This is a genomic window from Paenibacillus sp. SAFN-117, assembly GCF_051966115.1.
Lineage (GTDB): Bacteria > Bacillota > Bacilli > Paenibacillales > NBRC-103111 > Paenibacillus_L > Paenibacillus_L residui.
Genome location: NZ_JBQCLK010000004.1, coordinates 67,072 through 89,913, shown reverse-complemented (window position 1 = coordinate 89,913; position 22,842 = coordinate 67,072). Strand labels below are relative to the sequence as shown.

23 protein-coding genes are annotated in these 22,842 nt (G+C 49.3%); 21 read left to right on the top strand and 2 right to left on the bottom strand.

Features of this window, described 5'->3' with window-relative positions:
* The first annotated feature begins 196 nt into the window (after positions 1-196).
* Both ACTHRH_RS04160 and ACTHRH_RS04155 read left to right on the top strand, forming a co-directional pair.
* The gene (locus tag ACTHRH_RS04160) at positions 197-850 is read left to right on the top strand and encodes a DUF1405 domain-containing protein (RefSeq protein WP_186328188.1); all 654 of its coding nucleotides are present in this window, start codon (positions 197-199) and stop codon (positions 848-850) included.
* A gap of 45 nt (positions 851-895) precedes the next feature.
* The gene (locus ACTHRH_RS04155; protein ID WP_379285599.1) at positions 896-1,753 is read left to right on the top strand and encodes a sporulation protein YpjB; all 858 of its coding nucleotides are present in this window, start codon (positions 896-898) and stop codon (positions 1,751-1,753) included.
* A 54-nt stretch (positions 1,754-1,807) separates the two neighbouring features.
* On the opposite strand, the gene ACTHRH_RS04150 is transcribed toward ACTHRH_RS04155, so the two are convergent.
* Positions 1,808-2,671, bottom strand: coding sequence for a YitT family protein (locus ACTHRH_RS04150; RefSeq protein ID WP_379285601.1), 864 nt, complete (start codon positions 2,669-2,671; stop codon positions 1,808-1,810).
* A 489-nt stretch (positions 2,672-3,160) separates the two neighbouring features.
* On the opposite strand from ACTHRH_RS04150, the gene ACTHRH_RS04145 reads away from it, so the two are divergent.
* The 14 genes from ACTHRH_RS04145 to ACTHRH_RS04080 all read left to right on the top strand — a co-directional run bounded on the left by ACTHRH_RS04145 (position 3,161) and on the right by ACTHRH_RS04080 (position 16,781).
* Positions 3,161-3,499 carry a nucleotide pyrophosphohydrolase gene (locus ACTHRH_RS04145; RefSeq protein ID WP_144933296.1) on the top strand — a complete coding sequence of 113 codons (339 nt, stop codon included), beginning with the start codon at positions 3,161-3,163 and terminating at the stop codon, positions 3,497-3,499.
* A gap of 57 nt (positions 3,500-3,556) precedes the next feature.
* Positions 3,557-4,102: a tetratricopeptide repeat protein gene (locus ACTHRH_RS04140; RefSeq protein ID WP_379285603.1), complete on the top strand. Its 546-nt coding sequence runs from the start codon at positions 3,557-3,559 to the stop codon at positions 4,100-4,102.
* A 1-nt stretch (position 4,103) separates the two neighbouring features.
* Positions 4,104-4,907 carry a 4-hydroxy-tetrahydrodipicolinate reductase gene (gene dapB / locus ACTHRH_RS04135; RefSeq protein WP_144933294.1) on the top strand — a complete coding sequence of 268 codons (804 nt, stop codon included), beginning with the start codon at positions 4,104-4,106 and terminating at the stop codon, positions 4,905-4,907.
* A gap of 70 nt (positions 4,908-4,977) precedes the next feature.
* A complete protein-coding gene (gene mgsA / locus ACTHRH_RS04130) occupies positions 4,978-5,403 on the top strand; it encodes a methylglyoxal synthase (protein WP_144933293.1) in 426 nt (141 codons plus the stop codon).
* Complete coding sequence (gene bshB1, locus ACTHRH_RS04125; RefSeq protein WP_440414254.1) at positions 5,400-6,098, top strand: bacillithiol biosynthesis deacetylase BshB1; 699 nt, start codon at positions 5,400-5,402, stop codon at positions 6,096-6,098. The genes mgsA and bshB1 overlap by 4 nt, the downstream gene beginning before the upstream one ends.
* 56 nt (positions 6,099-6,154) lie before the next feature.
* Positions 6,155-7,333: an N-acetyl-alpha-D-glucosaminyl L-malate synthase BshA gene (bshA, locus tag ACTHRH_RS04120; protein WP_144933291.1), complete on the top strand. Its 1,179-nt coding sequence runs from the start codon at positions 6,155-6,157 to the stop codon at positions 7,331-7,333.
* Between the two features lie 5 nt (positions 7,334-7,338).
* Positions 7,339-8,628: a CCA tRNA nucleotidyltransferase gene (locus ACTHRH_RS04115; RefSeq protein WP_191964342.1), complete on the top strand. Its 1,290-nt coding sequence runs from the start codon at positions 7,339-7,341 to the stop codon at positions 8,626-8,628.
* A 6-nt stretch (positions 8,629-8,634) separates the two neighbouring features.
* Entirely contained in the window at positions 8,635-9,600 is a 966-nt protein-coding gene (locus ACTHRH_RS04110; protein WP_144933289.1) for a biotin--[acetyl-CoA-carboxylase] ligase, read from the top strand.
* 498 nt (positions 9,601-10,098) lie between these two features.
* Positions 10,099-10,953, top strand: a complete 855-nt coding sequence (gene panB, locus ACTHRH_RS04105) for a 3-methyl-2-oxobutanoate hydroxymethyltransferase (RefSeq protein ID WP_379285611.1) — start codon at positions 10,099-10,101, stop codon at positions 10,951-10,953.
* Between the two features lie 39 nt (positions 10,954-10,992).
* A complete protein-coding gene (gene panC / locus ACTHRH_RS04100; RefSeq protein WP_144933287.1) occupies positions 10,993-11,916 on the top strand; it encodes a pantoate--beta-alanine ligase in 924 nt (307 codons plus the stop codon).
* The gene (gene panD, locus ACTHRH_RS04095) at positions 11,909-12,292 is read left to right on the top strand and encodes an aspartate 1-decarboxylase (RefSeq protein WP_144933286.1); all 384 of its coding nucleotides are present in this window, start codon (positions 11,909-11,911) and stop codon (positions 12,290-12,292) included. The genes panC and panD overlap by 8 nt, the downstream gene beginning before the upstream one ends.
* Positions 12,293-12,567: 275 nt before the next feature.
* Entirely contained in the window at positions 12,568-13,191 is a 624-nt protein-coding gene (locus ACTHRH_RS04090) for a tetratricopeptide repeat protein (protein ID WP_144933285.1), read from the top strand.
* A gap of 102 nt (positions 13,192-13,293) precedes the next feature.
* Positions 13,294-16,149, top strand: coding sequence for an ATP-dependent DNA helicase DinG (dinG, locus tag ACTHRH_RS04085; RefSeq protein WP_144933284.1), 2,856 nt, complete (start codon positions 13,294-13,296; stop codon positions 16,147-16,149).
* A complete protein-coding gene (locus tag ACTHRH_RS04080; protein WP_144933283.1) occupies positions 16,146-16,781 on the top strand; it encodes a redox-sensing transcriptional repressor Rex in 636 nt (211 codons plus the stop codon). The genes dinG and ACTHRH_RS04080 overlap by 4 nt, the downstream gene beginning before the upstream one ends.
* 131 nt (positions 16,782-16,912) lie before the next feature.
* Here the strand turns inward: ACTHRH_RS04080 and ACTHRH_RS04075 are convergent, their stop codons facing one another.
* Complete coding sequence (locus ACTHRH_RS04075) at positions 16,913-17,533, bottom strand: DUF47 domain-containing protein (protein WP_144933282.1); 621 nt, start codon at positions 17,531-17,533, stop codon at positions 16,913-16,915.
* Between the two features lie 279 nt (positions 17,534-17,812).
* Here ACTHRH_RS04075 and ACTHRH_RS04070 point away from each other — a divergent pair, with 279 nt between their 5' ends.
* The 5 genes from ACTHRH_RS04070 (at position 17,813) to ACTHRH_RS04050 (ending at position 22,644) form a co-directional block, all read left to right on the top strand.
* Positions 17,813-19,108: an amidohydrolase gene (locus tag ACTHRH_RS04070; RefSeq protein ID WP_150959846.1), complete on the top strand. Its 1,296-nt coding sequence runs from the start codon at positions 17,813-17,815 to the stop codon at positions 19,106-19,108.
* Positions 19,109-19,150: 42 nt separating this feature from the next.
* Positions 19,151-19,642, top strand: a complete 492-nt coding sequence (locus tag ACTHRH_RS04065; protein WP_150959828.1) for a cell wall elongation regulator TseB-like domain-containing protein — start codon at positions 19,151-19,153, stop codon at positions 19,640-19,642.
* 186 nt (positions 19,643-19,828) lie between these two features.
* Entirely contained in the window at positions 19,829-20,371 is a 543-nt protein-coding gene (locus tag ACTHRH_RS04060; RefSeq protein ID WP_144933280.1) for a hypothetical protein, read from the top strand.
* Positions 20,355-21,854, top strand: coding sequence for an AAA family ATPase (locus ACTHRH_RS04055; protein WP_144933279.1), 1,500 nt, complete (start codon positions 20,355-20,357; stop codon positions 21,852-21,854). The genes ACTHRH_RS04060 and ACTHRH_RS04055 overlap by 17 nt, the downstream gene beginning before the upstream one ends.
* Before the next feature lie 121 nt (positions 21,855-21,975).
* The gene (locus ACTHRH_RS04050) at positions 21,976-22,644 is read left to right on the top strand and encodes a DnaD domain protein (protein ID WP_144933278.1); all 669 of its coding nucleotides are present in this window, start codon (positions 21,976-21,978) and stop codon (positions 22,642-22,644) included.
* The last annotated feature ends 198 nt before the right edge of the window (positions 22,645-22,842 follow it).

Below are 22,842 nucleotides of genomic sequence, written 5' to 3'. Positions count from 1 at the left end.
GACCCTTCGCAAGATGTGGTCAGGTTTTTTCTTGAAATATAAGAAAGGATAAGTTTTACTTTATACCTGTTCTTATTTTTCATGGTAAACGCGCCCGTCCAAAGGACGGCGATGGGCCGTTTATCCTTGACATCTTAGTTCCGGGTTGTTACAGGGGCTTGCCTGGCATGTTAAAAGCTCGAAAGGAGGTAGCCGTATGCCGAATGAAATTGTGTGGAAGACAGTAATGAGCCGCTCTTTTCTGACGTCACCGTTTATGCTGTGGTCTTTGTTCTGGATAAATAGCTTAGGAACGGTATATGGTTACTATTGGTACTGGGATCAACTCGTCTATACCGTTTCTAACAGACCATTGTGGATGGTTTTGCTTGTTCCGGATAGTCCGACGGCAAGCTTGTTTTTTACACTGGCGCTCATCTTTCTTCTGCGTGACCGGTTCAAAGGGCCGGTAAGCACGCCTGTTCGCCGCATCATTGAGACGGTGGCAGTAGTCGCTTCCTTCAAATACGGGATTTGGGCCGTAGCTATGATTGTCGGCGGAGCCTATCAGGGTGAGCCCATGGCATGGCAGGATTGGATGCTTATCGGATCGCATTTGGGCATGGCTGCGGAAGCGCTGCTGTTCGTCCGCTTCTTTCAGATTCGTCCCATCTCCTGGCTGATTGCTGCATTATGGGTACTAGGCAACGATTTTATCGACTACTCCTACGAAATTTACCCTTGGCTGCCTGATGCCCTTACGGAAAATATAGATCAGGTAAAGGCCTTTACGTGGGGGCTCAGCTTGTTCTCCGTCTTGTTGTTCGGCTGGATAGGACTTGCTAAAAAATCACGTTCAGACAGGGTCTAAATAAGGACATCCCCCCATATCATGATGTTGAGGAGGGGATGTCCTATGTTGTTAAATAGAAGATTTCGTGCGTTAAGTGCAGGCTTTGTACTTGTTGCCTTGATCCTTGGAGGCTGCGGAGAGGTAAATACGCCAACCGATCCGCAGGCACAAGAGGGAAATTCGCGGGAAATGGTTAAACTGGAGCGAATCAACCAATGGGCGAATGAAATGTATCAGCAGACAGCTTCCGGCAATGTTGTTGGAGGTAAGGAAAAGCTGGACGATATTTCAGAGCAGTTAACGAAAATCCAATTTTCCGGAATTACCTCGCTGGAAGGGATGAATGCTTTATTCGACACTATTGAGCAGGCAAAAAGGAAATTCAATTCTGTTCAAACTTCTCCAGAGGAAGCTCTGCAGGAGGCTGTTAAAATCCGCTTGATAGCTGATGCAATGACTCATCAATATTCACCCATGTGGTTGGAATTCGATAAAGCGATTCGGTCCGAACTGAGAAGAATGGAGCTGGCCGCGAGCCGCCAGCAAGATCAGGAATTGTCCGGTACATTCCAGAGACTGGAGGATCGATACGAAACCATTCGTGCGTCCATAATGGTTAGCCGAAATCCGGAGATTGTGGAAAAATTGGACTCGTTGTTCGTTTTTATCAAACACCAAATGCAGTCCACCCCGATTCCGTATACAGAAATCCGCTCAGCGGCCAAAGAGTTGGACAATGCCCTTCGCGAGGTGTTTTATTCGGCTGACGAACGGACGGCCTATCTGCCTATAGTAGAAGGCAAAGATCCGATAATATGGTCTGCAGCAATGGGCGCCATTATATTAACGGTTCTCGGCTTCGTCGCATGGAAAATGTTTCATTCCGATAAAAGGTTCGCGCGCGTTCCAAGAGATCGTTAAAAGTAACCCTGCCTACGCCGCCATGGGCATTATGGACAAAGTGCGGATATAGCTTTATTCTTCTTTGAAGCCTTCGCCCAGTACATCCTGTACATCCGCTATAATGATAAAAGCAGAGGGATCAACCGATCGGATAATCATTTTTAACCTCCGGGCCTCTTGACGGGCGACTACACAATACAATACCTCCTTATCCTTTCGGGAATAGGCGCCCTTCGCCGGAAAAATGGTGACACCGCGTTCCAATTCCGAAGTTACCCGGTGGGCCAACAGCTCTCCATTTTCGGTTACGATGGTGAAGGCTTTGGCGGCATAAGCCCCTTCCGTAACGAAATCAATCATTTTAGAGGCGATGAATACGACCACGATCGTGTATAAAACTTTTTCCTTGGGGATATACAGCAGAGAGGAGCCGATGACCAGAACGTCAATCGCCAGAATGATCTGTCCCATGCTCCATCCTTTTCTTTTGTTGATGATCCGGGCCAGAATATCGGAGCCTCCTGTTGTACCGCCGAATCGGAAGACTACGCCTAATCCGGCCCCCAAGGTGACACCGGCATAGAGGGTCACGAGGAAGTAGTCCTCACCGGCTAGAGGAATGATCCAGCCGTAGCCGATCAGCATTTCCATAGTCCAGAGGAAGAAGGAGAGGAACAAGGTTCCGAGCACGGTCAAAGCCATAGCTTGATTACCAAATACTCTCCAGCCTATCAAAAATAGGGGAACATTGAGTACAAGGGTTGTTAAGGAAGGAGGTATTCCCAACGCATAGTTAATCAAGAGGGAAACGCCGGTCATGCCCCCTTCCATAAGCTCGTTAGGAATGACAAAATAATGAAGGCCAAAGGCATAGACGGCTGTACCGAGCATAATGGGAATAATGTTGCGGTATAGCGTGAGATACTTATTCGTCATTTTCTATGTACGCCTCCTCCATTAATCATGAGAAACGCTGACATCCGGGATTTCGGAAAAGTACCGGAATAGGATTCATAGCTTTTTTAGTATGCCCTTTCTTATCGCCGGGATTTATCCATCCTGCGTGTGAAGCGATTGCAGATGTTATGGATATTAATTTTCCATCTAGACGGGTTAAACCTTCTTAGAGTTTGGAATTATTATACAAATTTATCTGACTAGAAAGCATTCTAGCCACTAATTAGAAATGCTGCACGATCACGAACGATCAGTTCGTCGATTTGTTCGGGTTAAAGCTTCTTAATTAAGAGGCTTTTTTCGTGTATGTACTTATTTCCACCGTTTGTAATGAGCGATTCTTCGAAAAATAATTTGTCTTCAAGACGTCTTTGCGTTAACATGTATTTTAGCTGCACTGCTTTATTGCAGTGAATAACAGTGAAGGGAATAACCCCTGCAAGACAGAAAGTAAAGGAAGGGATCCCATTGGCGGATAAAAGCTTAAAGGAAATGCAGAATGAGGTCGACCGTTATATTTCTCAATTTAAAGAAGGATATTTCAGTCCTCTTTCCTTGTTGGCCCGGCTTTCGGAAGAAGTGGGCGAACTGGCGAGGGAGGTTAATCATCGATACGGTGAAAAGCCGAAGAAGCCGACGGAAGAAGAAAATTCTATCGAAAATGAGCTTGGCGATCTGTTGTTTATCCTGATCTGCTTTGCCAATTCCTTGGGCATTGATTTAACTAAAGCCCATGATGACGTACTTGAAAAATTTCAAACCCGGGATGCCAATCGGTGGACTCCGGTTAACAATGAAAATCAATAATACATATGCTATACCATCACCTTTCATCCATAAGGCATTAGGAAGGGATGGCGACGCATGGACGGATATGAAGCTATGCAGAAGGCTTATCAATCGATTCTTGCTCACGATTTCGACCAGGCGATTGCGTGGTTTAAGCAGGCTGTTAAAGCTTGCCCGGACAATGCGGAATATCATTACCGGTTGTCGATATCCTGCATGCGCAGCAGCCGTTTGACGGAGGCTTCTATTCATGCCCGGAGGGCCGCTGAGCTGGAGCCGGACGACGACACATACCGGTCCCATTACGAAAGGGTGCGGGCCAGGGAGCATGTGGCGCAAGCGCAAAATTATTTGGAGGAAGGACGGGACAGGGCTTACTTCTCGATTCTGCTGTTGAAGCAGGCAGTAGAGCTGGACCCGTTATCGACTGACGCTTATTTGCTGTTAGGAATGGCTTACGCGGATGTCGACGATTATCGCTCCGCACTGAGGGCTATATCCGAAGTGCTCCGGTTGGAACCGGATCATTCATTAGCAATTAGGCTCAAACAGGAATACGAGCAGCAGCTTCATCAATATACGACATCATCAACGAAGTTTGAGAAAAGCGAGGGTAAATAGAATGAATAATCCAATTAAAGTAGCAGTGACAGGTGCAGGAGGCCGAATGGGCCGGGAAGTGGTCAAGATGGTACTGGAGGATCCCGAGCTGCGGCTGGTAGCGGCGATTGATCACTCCGGAGACGGCCGGGACGCAGGGGAGATGGTCGGGTTGGGAGCCTGCGGAATCAAGCTTACATCCGATTTGGAGCTGGCATTAGTTGAAGGGCAGCCCGATGTCATGGTTGATTTTACAATTCCCCAAGCAGTTATGGGGAATGCACGTACAGCCATTAAGCATAAAGTACGTCCTGTTATAGGAACAACCGGCTTCCGACCGGAAGATATTGAGGAGTTGGACAGGCTTTGCAAGGCCCAGGGCATTGGCGGTATCATTGCACCCAATTTCTCGATCGGAGCTATTCTGATGATGAAATTTGCCGCCCAGGCGGCCAAATATATGCCTCATGTGGAAATTATCGAATATCACGGCGACCAGAAGCTGGACGCTCCTTCAGGCACAGCCGTCAAGACGGCGGAATTAATATCGCAGAACCGTCAAGAGCTGCGTCAGGGAAATCCCAATGAGGAAGAGACGATCGAGGGAAGCCGGGGAGGTTACTACGACGGCTTCAGAATTCACAGTGTCCGGCTTCCCGGGGTATTCGCCCAGCAGGAAGTCATCTTCGGCGGCTATGGTCAAACATTAAAGATCCGCCACGACTCCTACGAAAGAGCGGGCTATATGCCGGGTGTGAATCTCGCTGTCAAGAAAGCAATGGGATTGGACGGCATCGTATACGGCTTTGATCATTTTATCGATTAAAGCTATTCAGGGTAATTTATATTCATAAAGATTGAATTCAACAACGGCAGCAACGGAGGGAGTGTAAACCATGAGCTTGCAAATCGCATTAATTGCACATGACCGGAAGAAAGAAGAAATGGTCAATTTTGTCATCGCCTATGAATCCGTTTTTGCAAACCATCAGCTATATGCTACCGGAACCACCGGCCAAAAAATTATGGACAGCACCCAGCTTAAGGTTCACCGATATATGTCGGGACCGCTGGGCGGGGATCAACAAATCGGAGCGCTTGTCGCGCAAAATATATTGGATTTGCTCATTTTCTTGCGTGATCCTCTTATGGCCCAGCCGCATGAGCCCGATATTATCGCTCTGCTCCGACTGTGCGATGTACAGGGCATCCCGGTGGCCACGAACGTAGCGACCGCAGAGCTTCTGGTCAGAGCCCTGGATCGCGGTGATTTCGCCTGGCGGGAGCTGGTTCATAAATATAAGCCGGAGGGAGAGCAATGACCAAGTCGTTGGATATGCTGGTGTTCGGGGCCCATCCTGACGATGCCGAGATAGGCATGGGCGGAACGATAGCCAAGCATGTGGAAGCAGGCCGCAGCGTCGGAATATGCGATTTGACCTTTGCCGAGATGTCCTCCAACGGAACGGTGGAAACGCGCAAGCGGGAGGCTGCGCATGCAGCGAAGGCGCTGGGGGTGACCCTCAGAGCCAACTTGGGCCTGCCCGATCGGGGGCTGCAGCTTATTAAGGAGCAGTTGGACGAGATTACTCTGGAGATCCGCAGGTATAAACCGCGAATGGTTTTCTGCCCCTATTGGGAGGACAGGCATCCGGATCATGTGCTCTGCAGCCGCATGGTTCAAGAGGCGGTTTTCAGTGCCAAGCTGCGCAATTATTTGCCCGATACCGAGGCACATTCGGTCGAGCAGGTTTATTTTTACTTTATCAACGATGCGATAGACCCGGATGTTATGATAGATATAAGCAGCCAGTATTCCAAGAAGAGAGAGGCGCTGATGGCCTACCGCTCCCAATTTGAGCCTGCGGAAGCATCCCGGGGGCAGGTGAAGACCCCTCTGAATCAAGGGTATCTGGACAATGTTGAGGCAAGGGACAGGCTTCTCGGGCAGAAGCGTCTTGTCCCATATGCTGAAGGATTTGTGAGCAAGCTTCCTCTAATTGTTAATCTATTTTGACGCCGTTAGGAATAAACTTATTTGGGAATGGATGATACTGGAAGAGGGGCTGAGCCATGAGTGACAGATTAAAAATCGGAATTACCTGTTATCCGACGCTGGGCGGGTCCGGCGTTGTCGCTACCGAGCTCGGCAAGCTGTTGGCGGAGAAGGGGCATGAGGTTCATTTTATTACCCACAGCATTCCTTTTCGCTTGGGCGGCAAATTTGATAAAAATATTTTCTATCATGAGGTGGAAGTGAGCGATTATTATGTCTTCCGCTACCCGCCTTATGACCTGTCGCTGGCCAGCAAGCTGGCCCAGGTTGCCAAGAGGGAGAAGCTGGACCTGCTGCATGTTCATTACGCTATTCCTCATGCCGTATGTGCTTTGTTGGCTAAACAGATGGTCGGAGAGCATCTTAAAGTCGTCACTACTTTGCACGGGACCGATATTACCGTTCTTGGCCATGACGAGTCGTTAAGCGACCTGATTTGTCATGCGATCAACGAGAGCGATGCGGTGACCGCGGTATCCGAGGATCTGATCGCCGAGACGAGAGAGACGCTGCTCATCGACCGGCCGATCGATTTGACTTACAATTTCGTCGATAAACGGGTGTATTATCCGAGAGACGCTTCCGGTCTCAGAAGCGAGATCGCGAAGCCGGAGGAAAAGATTCTGATTCATATCTCCAATTTTCGCCCGGTTAAAAGAGTGCTTGACGTCGTGGACATCTTCGCCCGTGTGCAAAGCCGCATCCCGGCTAAGCTGTTATTCGTAGGGGAAGGACCGGACCTGAACAAAGCCATATGCAAGGTGAGAGAGCTGGATTTGTCCGATAAAGTTCTTTTTTGGGGAAAGCAGGATGACGTTGCGCAGGTAATCTCATTAGCTGACGTTATGCTTCTTCCTTCGGAAAAAGAAAGCTTCGGTCTGGTGGCTCTCGAAGCGATGGCCTGTGGGGTGCCTACCGTCGGCTCGCATGCGGGGGGAATTCCCGAGCTGGTAGCGGACGGCGTGACCGGTTACTTGGCGCCCATCGGGGATACGGAGCAAATGGCTTCTGCGGTCGTGAGGCTGCTCCAGGATGAAGCCTTGTTCCGTGAATTCAAGGAGGCCTGCCTCCATCGCGCCAGAACCGTCTTCTGCAATGATCTAATCACTTATCAGTATGAGCAAATTTATTACCGGGTATTGGGGCGTCCGGCGCCGGAATGGAATGCGGATGTCAACAGCCTGTGCATGGGGTAATAAGAATGATTCCGTTGGAACCGGAAGCGGTTTATGTATTGAACCGTCTTAAAGAGAACGGGTACGAAGCATATGTTGTCGGAGGCTACGTGCGGGATCAGCTAAGAGGCCAGCCGACGAATGACATTGATATAGCGACATCCGCCCTGCCGGAACAAACTATGGCTCTATTCGAGCGTACTGTTCCGACAGGGCTTCAGCATGGGACCGTCATGGTATTGTATGGCGGTAAATCCTATGAAGTCACGACGTTCAGGACGGAGTCGGATTATGAGAACTACCGGCGTCCCCAGGAAGTCACCTTCGTGCAAAACCTCGAACAGGATTTGCAGCGCCGGGATTTTACCATTAACGCAATGGCGATGGATGGGACAGGCTCGGTCATCGATCCTTTCGGCGGATTGGAAGATTTGCAGAACGGGCTCATTCGCTGTGTAGGAGATGCCCGGGAGCGGTTTCGCGAGGACGCGTTAAGGATGGTCCGCTGCGTTCGTTTTGCCGCCAATTATCGCTTTCGGATAGAGAGCTCTACCTGGGAGTCGTTAATAGCGAACCGGGATCTGCTGCAGCATATCGCTATGGAGAGAATCAGGGCGGAATGGGACAAGATGATGGAGGGTTCGGACCCTTACCGGGGGCTTGTTCTGTTGGTGAACAGCGGGCTGCTGCATTTTTTGAAAAGAAAGCCGGACTGGCCCGTTATCCGCTGGACTGCGGAAGAGGAACTGCCCGCAGAGCTTTCCCTTCTCAATCTATTGGATCGCCCGTTATTGCGCTGGGCCTGGCTGTTGAGAAGTATGGAGCTGTCCGCAGAGGCGGCCCGCCAGGGGTTGTCTATGCTGACCTTCTCCAGGCTGGCCATCGACAAGGTGATCAAGCTTATCGAAATGGACGGGCATTTAATAGCCAAGTCTGCAGACCCAGGCCAGGAAGAGTTGGAACAGGTATGGAAAGAAGCGGTTCTGCGATATGGTGCGGATGCTGCGGCGGAGTGGCTTGCTCTGGCGGATGCGGCAGCAGCGGGACGTTTGCGGAATCCTCCATTGGCAATCGGTCCTGCATGGAGCTCGGTCCCGGCGGATGAAGGGCGCCGTTGGCTGAAGGAGATGCCGGTGACCGGGATTAGAGAGCTGGCGGTTTCCGGGTCAGATCTGTTGACTCTAACCAGTCGGCAAGGGGGACCTTGGCTCGGCCGGGTTATGGACCGGCTAATGCTTGAGGTAGCTCTCGGCCGTTGTGCTAACCGTAAAGAAGACCTGTTGGACAAGGCTAAATATTATTTGGCAAATGAGTGATGGAGTATGAACCAAAGCTTGCTAGAGCTATTCCAAAATGATCCGGAGGCTTTTCTCTCCGGTGAAGAAATTAGCCGGAAATTAAACTGCTCCCGTACGGCTGTATGGAAGCAGATTCAGAATCTGCGGAAGTTAGGATACGAATTCGAGGCCGTGCCTAGAAAAGGCTATCGGTTGGTCTATCAGCCGGCCAAGCTTGACCCGTTGAAGCTGGCGGATTCGCTGCAAACGGAAATGATCGGCAGCTCCTTCCGTATTTACGATCAGGTAGATTCCACCCAGAACGTAGCCCATGAGCTGGTGCGCCAAGGCTGCCCCGAAGGAACGGTCGTGCTCGCTGAGGAACAGACTTCCGGAAGGGGCCGTATGGGCAAGAAATGGCTGTCTCCCAAAGGTAAAGGAATCTGGATGAGCATCGTGTTGAAGCCTCATATACCGCTGAAGCAAACCTCCCAGTTGACGCTGTTGACCGCGGTGGCCCTTTGCCGTACGTTGCGGCAGGAATTGGGTGTTGCCGTCGGAATCAAATGGCCTAACGATCTGCTTGTTGACGGGCTTAAGGTGAGCGGCATTTTGCTGGAATCGAGCGGGGAAGACGACCGCTTGAATTATGTGGTGGCCGGAATCGGCATAAGCGTGAATATGGAGGCGGATGATTTCCCGGAAGAGCTTGACGGCAAGGCGACTTCATTACGAATCGTATGCGGCAGGCCTCTTGACCGGATTCAGATTATTCGCCGGTTTCTGGAGAAATTCGAGGAGCTTTATCTGCTGTACTTGCAGCAGGGGTTTTCGCCCATTCGTACATTATGGGAGGCGCTGACGATTTCTCTTAACCGTCCGTTGAGAGTAAAAACTTATAACGGTTGGGTGGAAGGCACGGCGGAAAGTATTGATGATAACGGGGCTTTGACGGTAAAAACGCGTGATGGCGAAACTATGAAGCTGTACTCGGGGGATATACAGTTATAGCGTTCAAAGACGTCTGAGGATAACGGTGATTGGAAGTCCAAACGTTGTCCCGTAGAGTCCGCGCGTATTAAACTCTAAAAAACAGCAAAAAAATGATGTTGAAATTGTGAACATTTTGTTATAATGATTTCGAGGAGGCGGTATCGTCTTGACGAATCGCACTCTGCGGATCAGATTTTATTTTTTTTGAAACAATGGAATAGACCCGCTTTCCCATATCGGATTCTGCTCTGAGCCATACGGACCGAGACAGAAGGATCATGGAGCACAGCTTCTTTGTGTATTTATGAACCCTTTTAGTTCGGCTAAGAAGGGTTTTTTGCATTTTTTGTTAAAAGGATGTTGGACGGAACAGGGATTAAAGAAGATGTAAGCAGCTGAAGTCGGCTATACTATCCGGGAGAAGTGCTGAATAACGGATTCTGGCGGCTGCACAGGAACTGAATGGGTCAGTAGCGGAATTAGTATCCCAAATTTAGGGCAAGGAGTTGAGGATAGTTGGAAACGAGAAAACCGGTCACCACCTCGAGAATGAAAAAGATGAAGAAAGATGGAACGCCGATCACGATGATTACGGCCTACGATTATCCGTCTGCCAAATTGGCGGAAGAAGCGGGGATTGACGCCATTCTTGTGGGGGATTCACTTGGCAACGTAGTTCTCGGTTACGAATCGACGCTGCCGGTCACTCTCGATGATATGATTTACCATACAAGAGCCGTTACCCGTGCGGTCCAGGTCCCTTTTGTCGTGACCGACATGCCCTTTATGACTTACCATGGCAGCCTGGATGAGACGATGAAGAACGTGGCCCGCATTATGCAGGAAGGAATGGGTAAGGCGGTCAAGATGGAAGGCGGAGAGGAAATAGCCGCCACTGTGGAAGCTTGTGTCAAAGCCGGAGTGCCCGTTATGGGCCATCTGGGCTTAACCCCGCAATCGTTGTACCAGATTGGCGGGTATAAAGTGCAGGGCAAAACTTCCCGCCAAGCGGCCAAGCTGCTGCAGGATGCCAAAGCTTTGGAGCAAGCCGGGGCATTCGCCATCGTCCTGGAGCTGGTCACGGAAGAGCTCACGGAGCTTATCACGAAGGAATTATCCATTCCAACGATTGGAATAGGTTCGGGCGCCTCGTGTGACGGTCAAGTGCTCGTATTCCATGACGTGCTGCAATACGGTTCACCGATTATCCCGAAGAAATTCGTTAAAGCGTATGCCAATATTGGCGATCAGATCCGCAGCGGTATTTCCCAATACGTGCAGGAAGTCAAGGAACGGAAGTATCCTGACTCAAGCCACGCTTTTCAAGGCGCTGACGATGTGTTGACTTTCTTGTACGGTGGTAAAGAATAATAAGAACTCTGGACAGCACCGATAGGAGAGTGTCACACAATGATGATAATCAAAACGATTGAAGAGATGCGGAGCAAGGTGGCCGAGCGCCGGAGGCAGGCAGGGAAGGATGAGAAGGAAAGCCGTATAGGCTTTGTACCTACCCTCGGATATTTGCATAAAGGCCATGCGAGTCTGTTGAAACGGGCCAGAGAAGAATGCGGGACGGTCGTTCTGAGCATTTTTGTCAATCCTCTGCAGTTCGGTCCGAATGAAGACTTCGAACGGTATCCGCGGGATCCGGAGCGGGATTCGGCTATTGCCGAACAGGAAGGGGTCGATTTCATCTTCATGCCGGACGTTACGGAGATGTATCCGCAGAAGATCTTGACGACCGTCTCGGTTTCCGGAATTACGGAAGGATTGTGTGGAGCTTCCAGGCCCGGCCATTTCGACGGGGTAGCCACGGTAGTAACCAAATTGTTTAATATCGTTCAGCCGGACCGTGCATATTTCGGTATGAAAGACGTCCAGCAGGTTGCCGTCATTCAGCAGATGGTCCGCGATTTGAACATGAATGTGGAAATCATTCCTTGTCCGACCCTTAGAGAAGAGGACGGTCTGGCTTTGAGCTCGCGCAATGTTTATTTATCTGCCGAGGAGAGGACCCAGGCGCTGGTCCTGCAGCTATCTCTTAACGAAGCGGAAGAATGGGTCCGGCAGCCGGGCATCCGATCGCGGGAGCTTCGCCAGAATATAATATCGAGAATAGCCACCGCTCCTTTGGCGGAAATCGATTATGTGGAAATCGTTTCGTATCCATCATTCCTGCCGCTGGAGGACGAAGAACCGGTAACCGCTGCGGTGAATGACGGTCAGTTACTAATCGCGTTGGCGGTAAGGTTTGGGCAAACCCGGCTGATCGATAATCGGCTGTATTCGTTAGGCGATCAGGACACAAAGGAGGAAGCAAACCGTGTTTAGGACGATGATGAAATCGAAGCTGCACCGGGCGACAGTGACGGAAGCCAATTTGAATTACGTCGGCAGCATTACGATAGACGAAGATCTGATGGAGCTGGTCGATATGCTGCCTAACGAGAAGGTGCAGATTGTCAATAACAATAATGGAGCCAGGCTGGAGACCTATATTATTCCTGGCCCCAGAGGCTCCGGAGTGATTTGTCTGAATGGCGCGGCCGCCCGTCTTGTGCAGCCGGGAGACAATGTCATTATTATTTCTTATGCTATGATGACGGAGGAAGAAGCCAGAACGTTCGTGCCTACCGTTGCTATACTGGGTGAAAATAATAAAGTTATTTCCATGATGAAGCATGAACCCCATTCAACGGTAGTTTGAATACGGCAATCATTGATATAAATATGCTGAAGGGCCAACGGAAAGGTTGCGCCCTTCTTTTCATTATATGCGGCTCGGTTGGAGTCATATTTGTTACCTGAAGCGATGGAAAGTAAAGTTATTGGCTTATAAAACCTTTTAACAAAAATGTGTTCTAATATCCAGAGATGTAACTAATGGAACGGTTGAATGAAACCCTCCCCCTTGACACACAATGAATTTACACGGATAACTTACTGAAGGTTCGTGGACTCCGCTTGCAGGGTGGGATCGATATGTTTAAGCCTTTGTTTGCAACCATGCATGAAGTTCTTACGGAAATTATGTCCGAATATTCTACAGCGTCGGGCGCGCGCAAGCAATTACTGGATGAGCAGCTCCTTGCGTTAAAGGCGATGAGTGATTCCTGTATAGAGGAATGGCTCCGCTTCGAGGAGAAGCTGGGAAGACTGCTTCCGCTGGCGAATCAAGGGAAAATACCGGTTAAAGCAAAAATTAAGGGCAAAGCGGCTAAAGAAGAGGGATTCCCGGTAGATCCATCCAACCAATCCGGTTTCGAAGAAGCCCAAGGGTATTATAAATTATCTATGTTTGAAGTAGCTGCGCCCAAGCTGGACGAAATGGTGCGCAAGCAGCCGGATTTTGTGTTGGGGCGATTTTATCTGGCACTTTGCCATTTTCACCTAGGGGATTTGGCGGAAGCCTACCGCGAGTTCAAAATATTGCTTGCATTGACGGAAAATCGGAAATTAAAGGCCATTTCGTATACAGGAATGGGCTGCGTTCATTATGAACATAACAATTTGGAAAAAGCGATGGAATATTTCCGCATGGCCTTCGAGGAAGACCCGGAATGCATAGAGCTTTCCCTTGCTTACGGTTCGGAATTACGCTGGTGAAGAAAGCTGCATCGTTCATCCGTTCGTTGCATCGATAGACGTTTTTTTTGTAGTCTGGTATGCTTAAAGAGCAGTTGTTTAACGAAGGGATGAACGGTTTACATGAAATATGCCGTATTGGATTTTGAAACGACCGGGGGCCAGACAACGGACGAAATTATTCAGGTTGGCCTCGTACTGATAGATGAAGATAATATCGTTAAGCGTTATTCAAGTCTGGTCAAACCGAATCAGTCGATACCTCCGTTCATTACTTCTTTGACCGGAATTGACGACGCCGCGGTTCAGGGTGCCCCGTCTCTGGAAGAGGTAATGATGGAGATGCAGCCTTTGCTTTATGACACCGCATTGGTAGCCCATAACGCGGGATTTGACTTTGCCTTTTTGCAGCGGGCACTGGATGCTTGCGGGTACATGCCCTTCTCAGGGCCTGTTCTGGATACGATGGATATGCTGACGATTCTGTTCCCGTCGCTGTCCAGTCTTCAGCTTGGCAACGTCTGTCACGAGTTGGAGGTTGAGCATGCCCGTCCTCATCAAGCGGATTCGGACGCGGAGGCGACCGCTCTGATTTGGTTAAAATGCCTGCAGAAGCTCAACCGTCTGCCGCTGCTTGTCCTTCAGAGAATCACCGCGCTGTTCGAGAATGATTATTCCAATAACGATCTGGCCTGGTTTTTGCAGGAAATGCTGGAGCGCAAGGAAGCTTCTGTGAGCCTGGACGAAGATTCCTACAAATATTACAGACAATTTGCCATGAATGTGGATGATTGGGGAGACGATGAGCCTGTCCGTTCAGAAGAGGATCGGGCAGCCCTGCAGGTATCCTTCGACGAGTTCTACGACGGGCTGAAGCAAAGAATGAAGGAGAAGTTCGACTTTTACGAGGAGAGGGAGGCCCAGAGCCGGATGCTTAAGGAGGTGGCCTCCTCCTTCGATACGGACCGGCATCTGATGATCGAGGCGGGTACAGGCACAGGCAAATCGTTAGGCTATCTGATCCCTTCCTTATATCATGGAATCCGTGAGGACAAGAAGGTACTTATTAGCACTCATACAATCAATTTACAGGAACAGTTGCGAACAAGGGACATTCCGGTACTGCAGGAAATTTTTCCGGTTCCTTTTCAAGCGGCAGTGCTTAAAGGGCGGAGTCATTACCTTTGTTTGCGAAAGTTTGAGAATAAGATCCAACTACAGGACTTTAATTTTGCTAAAGAGGAACGTCTCACCGCGGCACAAATGATCGTCTGGCTCAGTGAAAGCGAAAGAGGGGATGAAGAGGAGCTTCATCTTACGGGCAGAGGCGCCGAATTTTGGCGGACGGTTGAGAGCGATGCGGACTCCTGTTTAAACCGGGCTTGCCCATGGTTTAAAAAATGCTTCTATCACCGGGCCAGGAATGACGCCAATAAAGCGGATGTGGTCATTACTAACCATTCCTTGCTGTTCACCGATATCAAGGCGGATCATCGCCTGCTTCCTTCCTACAAACATCTGGTTATCGATGAAGCGCATCATCTGGAAGAGGTCGCCAGCAAGCATATGGGAATCGAACTGAAATACATGTCCTTCGTGAATACTCTTACCCGATTGTTTAGAGACAGTAAGAACGGACAGCTTCCGTCCTTGCGCATACGGTTACAAGGATTGGGCGGGGAGCTTCCGGAGCATTCTGCGGAATGGGACGCTCTCATTGAGGGAATCTACCCTAAACTGGTCGAGGTTAAAGAGCATTGGGATCATTTGGCCGAGCTGCTTTACGAGCTAGTGAACGGTAAGATGGGCGAGTCGGGAGAAACCGGCCAGCTTGTATTTAGGATTAAGGACGATCAAATGCCGAAGCAGTGGGATAAACTGCTGACCATCGAGGATAACATCTATATCGGCCTGGGCGAGATCAGCCGCAAGCTGGACCGTCTCGCGCAAGAGTTGAAGGATTGGCAGGAGGAACATGATCTTAAAGGCAGCTTGACCGACCTTGCCGGTTCCGTGAAAGAACTAAACCGCCAGAGAGATGCTCTGCGCTTCTTCATGAAGAGAAGCGATCCGGATTATGTATATTGGCTCGAAGCAAGCCCTCAATTCAAGATGAGGTCGCTTCATCTGTTCAGCGTGCCCACTGACGTAAGCAAAATTTTGCAGCAATCCCTGTTCGATGAAAAAGACAGCGTTATTCTGACATCCGCCACTCTTTCCGTCGACAAGACCTTTGATTACAGCCGCGATCAGTTGGGGCTGGGAAGGTCGGATAAGCTGAACACCGTTTTGCTTCCTTCTCCGTTCAATTACCGCAAGCAGGCGCTGGTTTGCATCCCTCGGGATTTTCCCGGGATTAAAGGAAGAGACGGAGAAGATTATTTCGTACACAAGCTGGTAGAATCGCTTCATGAGGTAGCTGTAGAAACAAGGGGCCGCATGCTGGTTCTCTTCACTTCGTACCGTATGCTCAAGAATGCTTATCCGGAATTGAAGGAAAGGCTTGCCTCGGCAGGTATTCAGGTGCTGGGGCAGGGGATAGACAGCTTTAACCGCAGCAAGCTGACACGCTTGTTCCAGGAGAGCGAATCCGCCGTATTGCTGGGGACGAGCAGCTTCTGGGAAGGGGTCGATATTCCGGGAGAAGCTTTGACCTGCCTGGCGATCGTTCGTCTTCCTTTCCAGCCTCCCAACCATCCTGTAACGGAAGCCAAGAGCGAACAGCTGAAGAAAAGTAATCTCAATCCTTTCATGAAGCTGTCTGTGCCTCAGGCGGTCATCCGCTTCAAGCAGGGCTTCGGCCGTCTTGTTCGCAGGGCCAGCGATAAAGGAATTGTTATCTTATATGATACCAGGGTCATCGATACCCAGTACGGCAAATACTTTCTTTACTCCTTGCCCGGGCCCAAAATCGAGCACATGCCGACCGGGCAGATGGTTCCGCGGATTAAACAATGGATGGAGGAGGAACACGCTTGAAATCGATGAAAATATCCGAAGCCGTCGTTAGGCGGCTCCCCATTTATTTGCGCTTCCTGAACGAATTAAACCGGATGAACGTAACTACCGTTTCCTCTCAGGATTTAGGAAGCAAGCTGGATCTCAATCCGGCCCAAATCCGCAAAGATTTGGCTTATTTCGGCGAGTTCGGCAAGAAGGGAATCGGCTACGACGTTAAGTATCTCATAGAGAAGATTCGACAAATTTTGAAGCTGGACCAAAGAATTCAAGTGGCGCTGGTCGGAGCGGGTAACTTAGGCAGAGCTTTGTGTAATTATAATGCTTATTTGCAGGATAACATGAAGATTGTCGCTGTGTTTGATGCGGAGAAGTCCAAGATCGGGCAGAACATGAACAATTTAACCGTGCTTCCGATGTCGGAGCTGACCGATACGATCCGGGAGCTGCAAATAAGGATCGGGATTATTACGGTTCCCGCTTCGGAGGCTCAGAATGTAGCCGATCGGTTTGTCGAGGCCGGGATCGAGGCTATATTAAATTTTGCCCCGGTCATTATTAAAGTTCCGCCCCATATAAGGGTTCATCATGCAGATTTTACAACGGATCTGCAGAGCCTGGCTTACTATCTGAACAAAGAGGAAGAGGCGTGATCAAGGCGCCGCACATTGAAAATTGCCGGTTCACCGGAGCCGGTTCACTGTAACATAATAAAGGCTTGTCCGGTCTCGAGCCGTACAAGCCTTATTATTATGAAAGACTGCCTCAAGCGGGGTTTAGCCGATTAAGCGTAGCGCAGTACAACGCTGTCCAGAATGTTTGCCACATCTTCACAGGAGTCCGTCGTCTGCTCCAGACGCTCATACAGCTCTTTGATTTTAAAGTCGTGGTAAGGGTCCTTGGGAGAAACGAAGATCGCGCGAATGCCTTCTCTCATTAAGCGGTCGGCTTCATTCTCCAGACTGTTGATATGTACGGCATGCTCGGTAATTTCAGAATATTTCTTCTTGGAAAGCAGCTTGAAGGCCTCCAGAATATGCTCACAGCTCGATACAATGACTTCAGCGAATTCTTTCATGAAATCATCGGTTTTATCAATATTTAAATAATCGAAACGGGCGATGGTCGCTTCGATACCGTCCACTACATCATCCACAGACATGGCCAGCTCCATAATATCCTCGCGGTCAATCGGAGTAAGGAATACTTTGCTTAATCCTTTAAATATGGAATGTGTCAGTTGATCCCCTTTGTTCTCCAATTCTTTGAGCTTATCGAAATAAGGGGCTAACGCGCTTGAGCCGGACATGGCCTCCCGAAAGACTTTGGCCGCTTCCAGAGTATTCTCGGCCGCTTCAATCAATAGTGCTAAAAAATCGGTATCTTTCTTCTTGCCGCTAAACATTGTGATAAGACCCCTTTCCTCTGTTGAATCTAACATGGACCTATCGGCCTTAGATTCTTAAACCGTTTAATGTCGTTTCATAAAATTAAAAATAGCACATTCTCCAGCCTAAAAGCAATGGACCGGTTATATAGGCTATTTGCCGGGCATTTTTTGTCATTGAAATTGGTGCTAAAGCAATAAGTCCTGCTATTTTAAAATGTACCCGTCTTTCTTGATTTTAACCTTACTAAGCGGTACATTGGAAAAGAATGATATTTCGTGAAAGGGTTGAATACATTGACGGATACAGTGATTATTAATGGAAGCTTTATAACGATGGACCCCGCTCAGCCTTACGTGGAAGGGGTTATGGTTATTAAAGGTGACCGGATAGATTATGTCGGACCTGAGAAGCAGGATTCCATAAGCAAGGATGCGCGTATCATTAACGGTCGCCATAAGCTGTACATGCCGGGATTGGTGAATACCCACGGACATGCGGCTATGACCCTGCTTAGAGGAGTGGGTGATGATTTGGCTCTTCAGGTGTGGCTGGAAGAAAAAATGTGGCCGAATGAAGCCAAGTTTACGTCCGAAGACGTCAAATGGGGCACTCTGCTAGCCATACTGGAGATGATGAAGGGCGGGACCACCTGCTTCGTCGACATGTACGACCATATGAATGAGGTCGCGCTGGCGGTAGAGCAGTCCGGCATGCGCGGCTGCTTGACCCGCGGCGTCATCGGATTATGTCCGCCGGATGTCCAGGATGCCAAGCTGGCTGAAGCGAAGCAATTTGCCCGCGATTGGCATGGCAAGGCCGATGGCCGGATTACGACGATGATGGCCCCTCATGCCGCCTACACCTGCCCTCCGGATTACATCGAGAGAATAGTGGAAGCCGCTCATGAGCTCAATCTTCCTCTTCATACCCATATGTCCGAAACGGCCGCCGAAGTCGAGCAGAACGTGAAGCAGTATGGCAGCAGACCGCCGGAGCATCTGGCCAAGCTCGGAGTATTCTCGCGGCCTTGTCTGGTGGCCCATGGAGTGCACCTCACCGACGAGGAAATCGCATTGCTTCAGAAGCATGATGTCCGGATTTCCCATAATCCCGGAAGCAACCTGAAGCTGGCCAGCGGTATAGCCCGTGTGCCTGATCTCCTTAAGGCCGGAATCAAGGTGTCGCTCGGGACGGACGGAGCGGCAAGCAATAACAATTTGGATATGTTCGAGGAGATGAGACTGGCCGCGTTAATCCACAAGGGAGTATCCGGAGATCCGGTTTCCATTCCTGCAGAGCAGGCGTTGAGAATGGGAACGTTAGAAGGCGCACAATCGATATGGCTTGAGGACGTAGGAAGCTTGAAGCAGGGGATGAAGGCCGATTTCATCGCTTTGGATGCAGATCAGCCTCATTTGCTGCCTAAATCAAATTATTTATCTCATGTCGTTTACTCCGCATCTGCGAATGATGTAACCGATGTTTATGTAAATGGTAAACAAATTGTGCGGGACAGACAATGTCTGACTCTGGATGAGGAAAAGATAAAAGCTGAGTTCCGCCAACGATTCAGCGCGTTGCTTGGATAATGAGCAATCCTCGAATAAAAAATACCGGGAGGCCGATCGAAGTTGCACTATAAGAAACGAATCGTTTGGGGCAGTATCGCTGCGGTGGCCCTGCTGGTTTTCATTGCTTTTCGGTTTTATGATGCGGTCAGAGCTGACTTGCGCCTGGAGAAGGAACAGGCCGTTAAGACGGTATTGCAGGAGACGAGGATAGAGCAGGTCGATGCCGTGCGGCCATTTGTCGGAGATAAGCCCTATATGGTCGTCTATGGGAAATCGGATCGTGACGAGGAAATGATTGCTTGGGTCCATGAGGACGGGGTGGATGTAAAACTGGCGCGGGAAGGTGTCAGCTCGGAGACGATAAGGGAGAAAATGCTGGCCAAAAACCCGGAAATGGATATTGTGCATATTAACGCCGGAAAAATGCAGGATGTATTCGTTTGGGAAGTCTTCTATAAACAAAAGGAAGAGGCCGGCGAGCGGTATTATTATGATTATTACCGATTTTCGGATGGAAGCCATCTGGATACCTATCGAATGGCGGCGCGTTAAGTGCATCGTTAAAAAAATGGAGCCTGGCAAAGGGACAACAAGCAAAAGTGGGTTCAAAGGCAATTACCTGATAAAGGAATGATTGGGATGGTTATCCTTACCTTCACACTTTTTTCTAACATTCGTTATAGATAATATGATATACTCGTATATATCACGATTTAATGATTAGAAAGGTGGGCGTAGATGAAACTGAGAATATTGCCAATCTTACTTGCGGTTGCTTGCTCCAGCTTGATATTGTTTGGCGGATGGTTTATGTATCGCAGTTATGCGATGGAGACGCCGCTTAATGAACTCGTTTCTCAAGCCCAGGGCGTGGAAGAAGTTCAGATGGAATTATCCAACCAATCGGTTAATATAAAGGTAAAGCTCAATAACGAGGCCAATATGCGCGAAATCTACCAGAAGGTAGCGACCGAAGGCGCGGACATTATCGGCAAGCGTCAATTAAACATTCAAGTAGTGAATGATTCATCTCCGGAATTGGACAAGTGGTGGTCTATCGTTTTGTTTGACATCGCTCAAGCGATGGATACCCGCCAGTATTCCCGGATTCCCGTGACACTGGAAGAGAAGGCGGCCGCCCTTCCGGGCTTGCAAGCCGTAACCGAAATGGACGATAATAATGTATATGTTCGACTTACCTATGGGGAGAAGAGCAAATACATTATTTTGCCGAGAGTTCCGGCTAAGTTAGGAGTGTGGCCGAATGAGCAAATACAGTAAGGAAATCCTAATTGGCGTCATTCCCGTCGTGCTGCTGTTTCTCGCTTTTATCGGACTGAATATTATTCCTCTTGTCATGATGGCCGTTCTCGTTATTGCCTTGCTGTATATCGTCAAACCGAAGATGAATCTCGAAGCCAAGGGAGAGAGGCCGGGGAAGATTCGAAAACCGTCCGCTCTAACCTTCGAAGAAATTGGCGGTCAGGAGAACGCGAAGAATGAATTGAAGGAAGCCCTCGAGTTTATAATAAAGTACGATGATATCAAGAAGTTCGGAATTCGCCCTCTCAAAGGAATTCTGCTGACCGGTCCTCCCGGAACGGGAAAAACTTTGATGGCTAAGGCGGCCGCCCATTACACAAATTCCGTATTCGTCGGTGCTTCCGGCAGCGAATTTGTTGAAATGTATGTAGGTGTCGGAGCCAGCCGGATTCGCGAGATGTTCAAGAAGGCCAAAACGCTCGCGCAGAAGGAAAATAAGGAGAGCGCCGTAATCTTTATCGATGAGATCGATGTGATCGGCGGCAAGCGGGATGGCGGGCAGCATCGGGAGTATGATCAGACGCTTAACCAGCTTCTGACGGAGATGGATGGAATCCATACGGAAGAATCTCCACGTATTCTTATTATCGCTGCGACCAACCGCAAAGAAATGCTCGATTCGGCCTTGCTGCGTCCGGGAAGATTCGACCGGCATATAGAGGTTGACCTTCCGGATAAGAAGGGGCGGCTTCATATTCTGAACATTCATGCGGCGAACAAGCCGCTTGCAGATACCGTCGATTTGGAGAAAATTGCTGAGGAATCCTTTAATTTCTCGGGAGCCCAGCTGGAAAGCGTCATGAATGAAGCGGCCATCTACGCGATGAGGGATGGTTCGGAGAAGATTGAGCAGAAGCATTTGACCCTGGCAATTGATAAGGTAATGATGGGAGAGAAGACCGACCGGGAGACGAGCAACGAAGAGCGAGAGCGCGTAGCCTATCATGAATTGGGGCATGCCATCGTGGCGGAGGTCGTCAAGCCGGGTACGGTATCCCAGGTATCCTTGAGCCCCAGGGGTCAAGCTCTCGGGTTTGTCCGGCATAATCCGCAAGAGGATCAATACTTATATACCAAAGAGTATTTGGAAGAACGGATTATGATCGCGCTCGGCGGCGCGGTAGCGGAAGAGATGTTCTACGGGAACCGGAGCACAGGCTCTCGCAACGATTTCGAACAGGCTCTTAATCTCGTCAAAATGATGATGGACTCCGGGTTGACGAGTCTGGGTATCGTGGATAGGGAAATGGTGACGAAAGAAGAATTAATGAAGGCGAACGCCTCCATATTGGATTCGTTAACGTCCAGAACACGTGAAATATTGGAATCCTACCGTTCCGTATTCGTCCAAGCCTTAGAAATTCTTATCAAGGAAGAAGTTCTCTCCGGAGAACAATTCCGCAATCTGCTTGCCGTACTCAAGCAGAAGAGCACAGCCTAAATTATTATGGAAGACGGCGTCCTTTCAGCAAACTTTGCTTAAAGGACGCCGTCTTCTTTTTATTAGGGCGCAAACATAGTACAATAGAGACAAGCGTTTGTATCCTTAATGAGGTGATGGTGTGAACAACAAGGAGTTTAAGCGACTGGAAGAGGGGGTACTTGCCGCTTTACAGGAAGGAACCCTGCAGGTTCCTCACTTGTTTTTTAAACTGTATCCCGGCTTAAACCTGAATGAAACGGAGGCCATGCTGCTCCTTCACCTGATGTCTTTTATCGATAGAGAGAAGAAGGATTTTCCGACGATTGAAGAAATACAATCCCGAATGGCAGCCCCTCCGGAACAAGTCATCAAGGCACTGCAGAAGCTTCTGAAAGAAGGCTGGATTACGATCGATGAAGAGGTCGATTCTTTATCAGGCATTCAATATGAGCGTTATAACTTATCCGGAATGTACCACAAGCTGGCTGCGGCCTGGGCGGATTTCCACAAGGAGGAAGAACGCCAGAAGAGGCTTGCGGTTTCCAAGGAAGGCAATGACATCTTCACTATTTTCGAGAATGAATTTGCCAGGCCATTGACTCCGATGGAGCTGGAGACGATCTCCGGCTGGCTGGATCAGGATAAATACAACAAAGACCTTATCCTGGCCGCATTGAAGGAGGCAGTTTTTGCGGGCAAGGTTCATTTTCGTTACATTGACCGGATTCTGCTGGAATGGAGCCGCAATCGGATTTTTACCCCGGAGCAGGCGAAGGAGCATGCACAGCGCTTTCGTGGCGCCCGTTAAACCAAGAAAAAACCTTCGAAGGCCGACTTCGAAGGTTTTTTAGATACAGTACAAAGTAAAACATCCTTTAAATCCAGTTGCTTATTAATGAAATAATTCCCGATAGGTGTTTTTCTCAGAACATAAGAAAGAATAAGTTTCACCGTAATCCTGTTCCTATATTTCATCGCGGTATACACGCCTGTCCAAAGGACGGCC

Bases quoted from the DNA above. Each gene is read 5' to 3' on its own strand.
- ACTHRH_RS04160 (WP_186328188.1), top strand. From the start codon at position 197: ATGCCGAATGAAATTGTGTGGAAGACAGTAATGAGCCGCTCTTTTCTG.
- ACTHRH_RS04155 (WP_379285599.1), top strand. From the start codon at position 896: ATGTTGTTAAATAGAAGATTTCGTGCGTTAAGTGCAGGCTTTGTACTT.
- ACTHRH_RS04150 (WP_379285601.1), bottom strand. From the start codon at position 2,671: ATGACGAATAAGTATCTCACGCTATACCGCAACATTATTCCCATTATG.
- ACTHRH_RS04140 (WP_379285603.1), top strand. From the start codon at position 3,557: ATGGACGGATATGAAGCTATGCAGAAGGCTTATCAATCGATTCTTGCT.
- dapB (WP_144933294.1), top strand. From the start codon at position 4,104: ATGAATAATCCAATTAAAGTAGCAGTGACAGGTGCAGGAGGCCGAATG.
- mgsA (WP_144933293.1), top strand. From the start codon at position 4,978: ATGAGCTTGCAAATCGCATTAATTGCACATGACCGGAAGAAAGAAGAA.
- bshB1 (WP_440414254.1), top strand. From the start codon at position 5,400: ATGACCAAGTCGTTGGATATGCTGGTGTTCGGGGCCCATCCTGACGAT.
- bshA (WP_144933291.1), top strand. From the start codon at position 6,155: ATGAGTGACAGATTAAAAATCGGAATTACCTGTTATCCGACGCTGGGC.
- ACTHRH_RS04115 (WP_191964342.1), top strand. From the start codon at position 7,339: ATGATTCCGTTGGAACCGGAAGCGGTTTATGTATTGAACCGTCTTAAA.
- ACTHRH_RS04110 (WP_144933289.1), top strand. From the start codon at position 8,635: ATGAACCAAAGCTTGCTAGAGCTATTCCAAAATGATCCGGAGGCTTTT.
- panC (WP_144933287.1), top strand. From the start codon at position 10,993: ATGATGATAATCAAAACGATTGAAGAGATGCGGAGCAAGGTGGCCGAG.
- ACTHRH_RS04090 (WP_144933285.1), top strand. From the start codon at position 12,568: ATGTTTAAGCCTTTGTTTGCAACCATGCATGAAGTTCTTACGGAAATT.
- dinG (WP_144933284.1), top strand. From the start codon at position 13,294: ATGAAATATGCCGTATTGGATTTTGAAACGACCGGGGGCCAGACAACG.
- ACTHRH_RS04075 (WP_144933282.1), bottom strand. From the start codon at position 17,533: ATGTTTAGCGGCAAGAAGAAAGATACCGATTTTTTAGCACTATTGATT.
- ACTHRH_RS04060 (WP_144933280.1), top strand. From the start codon at position 19,829: ATGAAACTGAGAATATTGCCAATCTTACTTGCGGTTGCTTGCTCCAGC.
- ACTHRH_RS04055 (WP_144933279.1), top strand. From the start codon at position 20,355: ATGAGCAAATACAGTAAGGAAATCCTAATTGGCGTCATTCCCGTCGTG.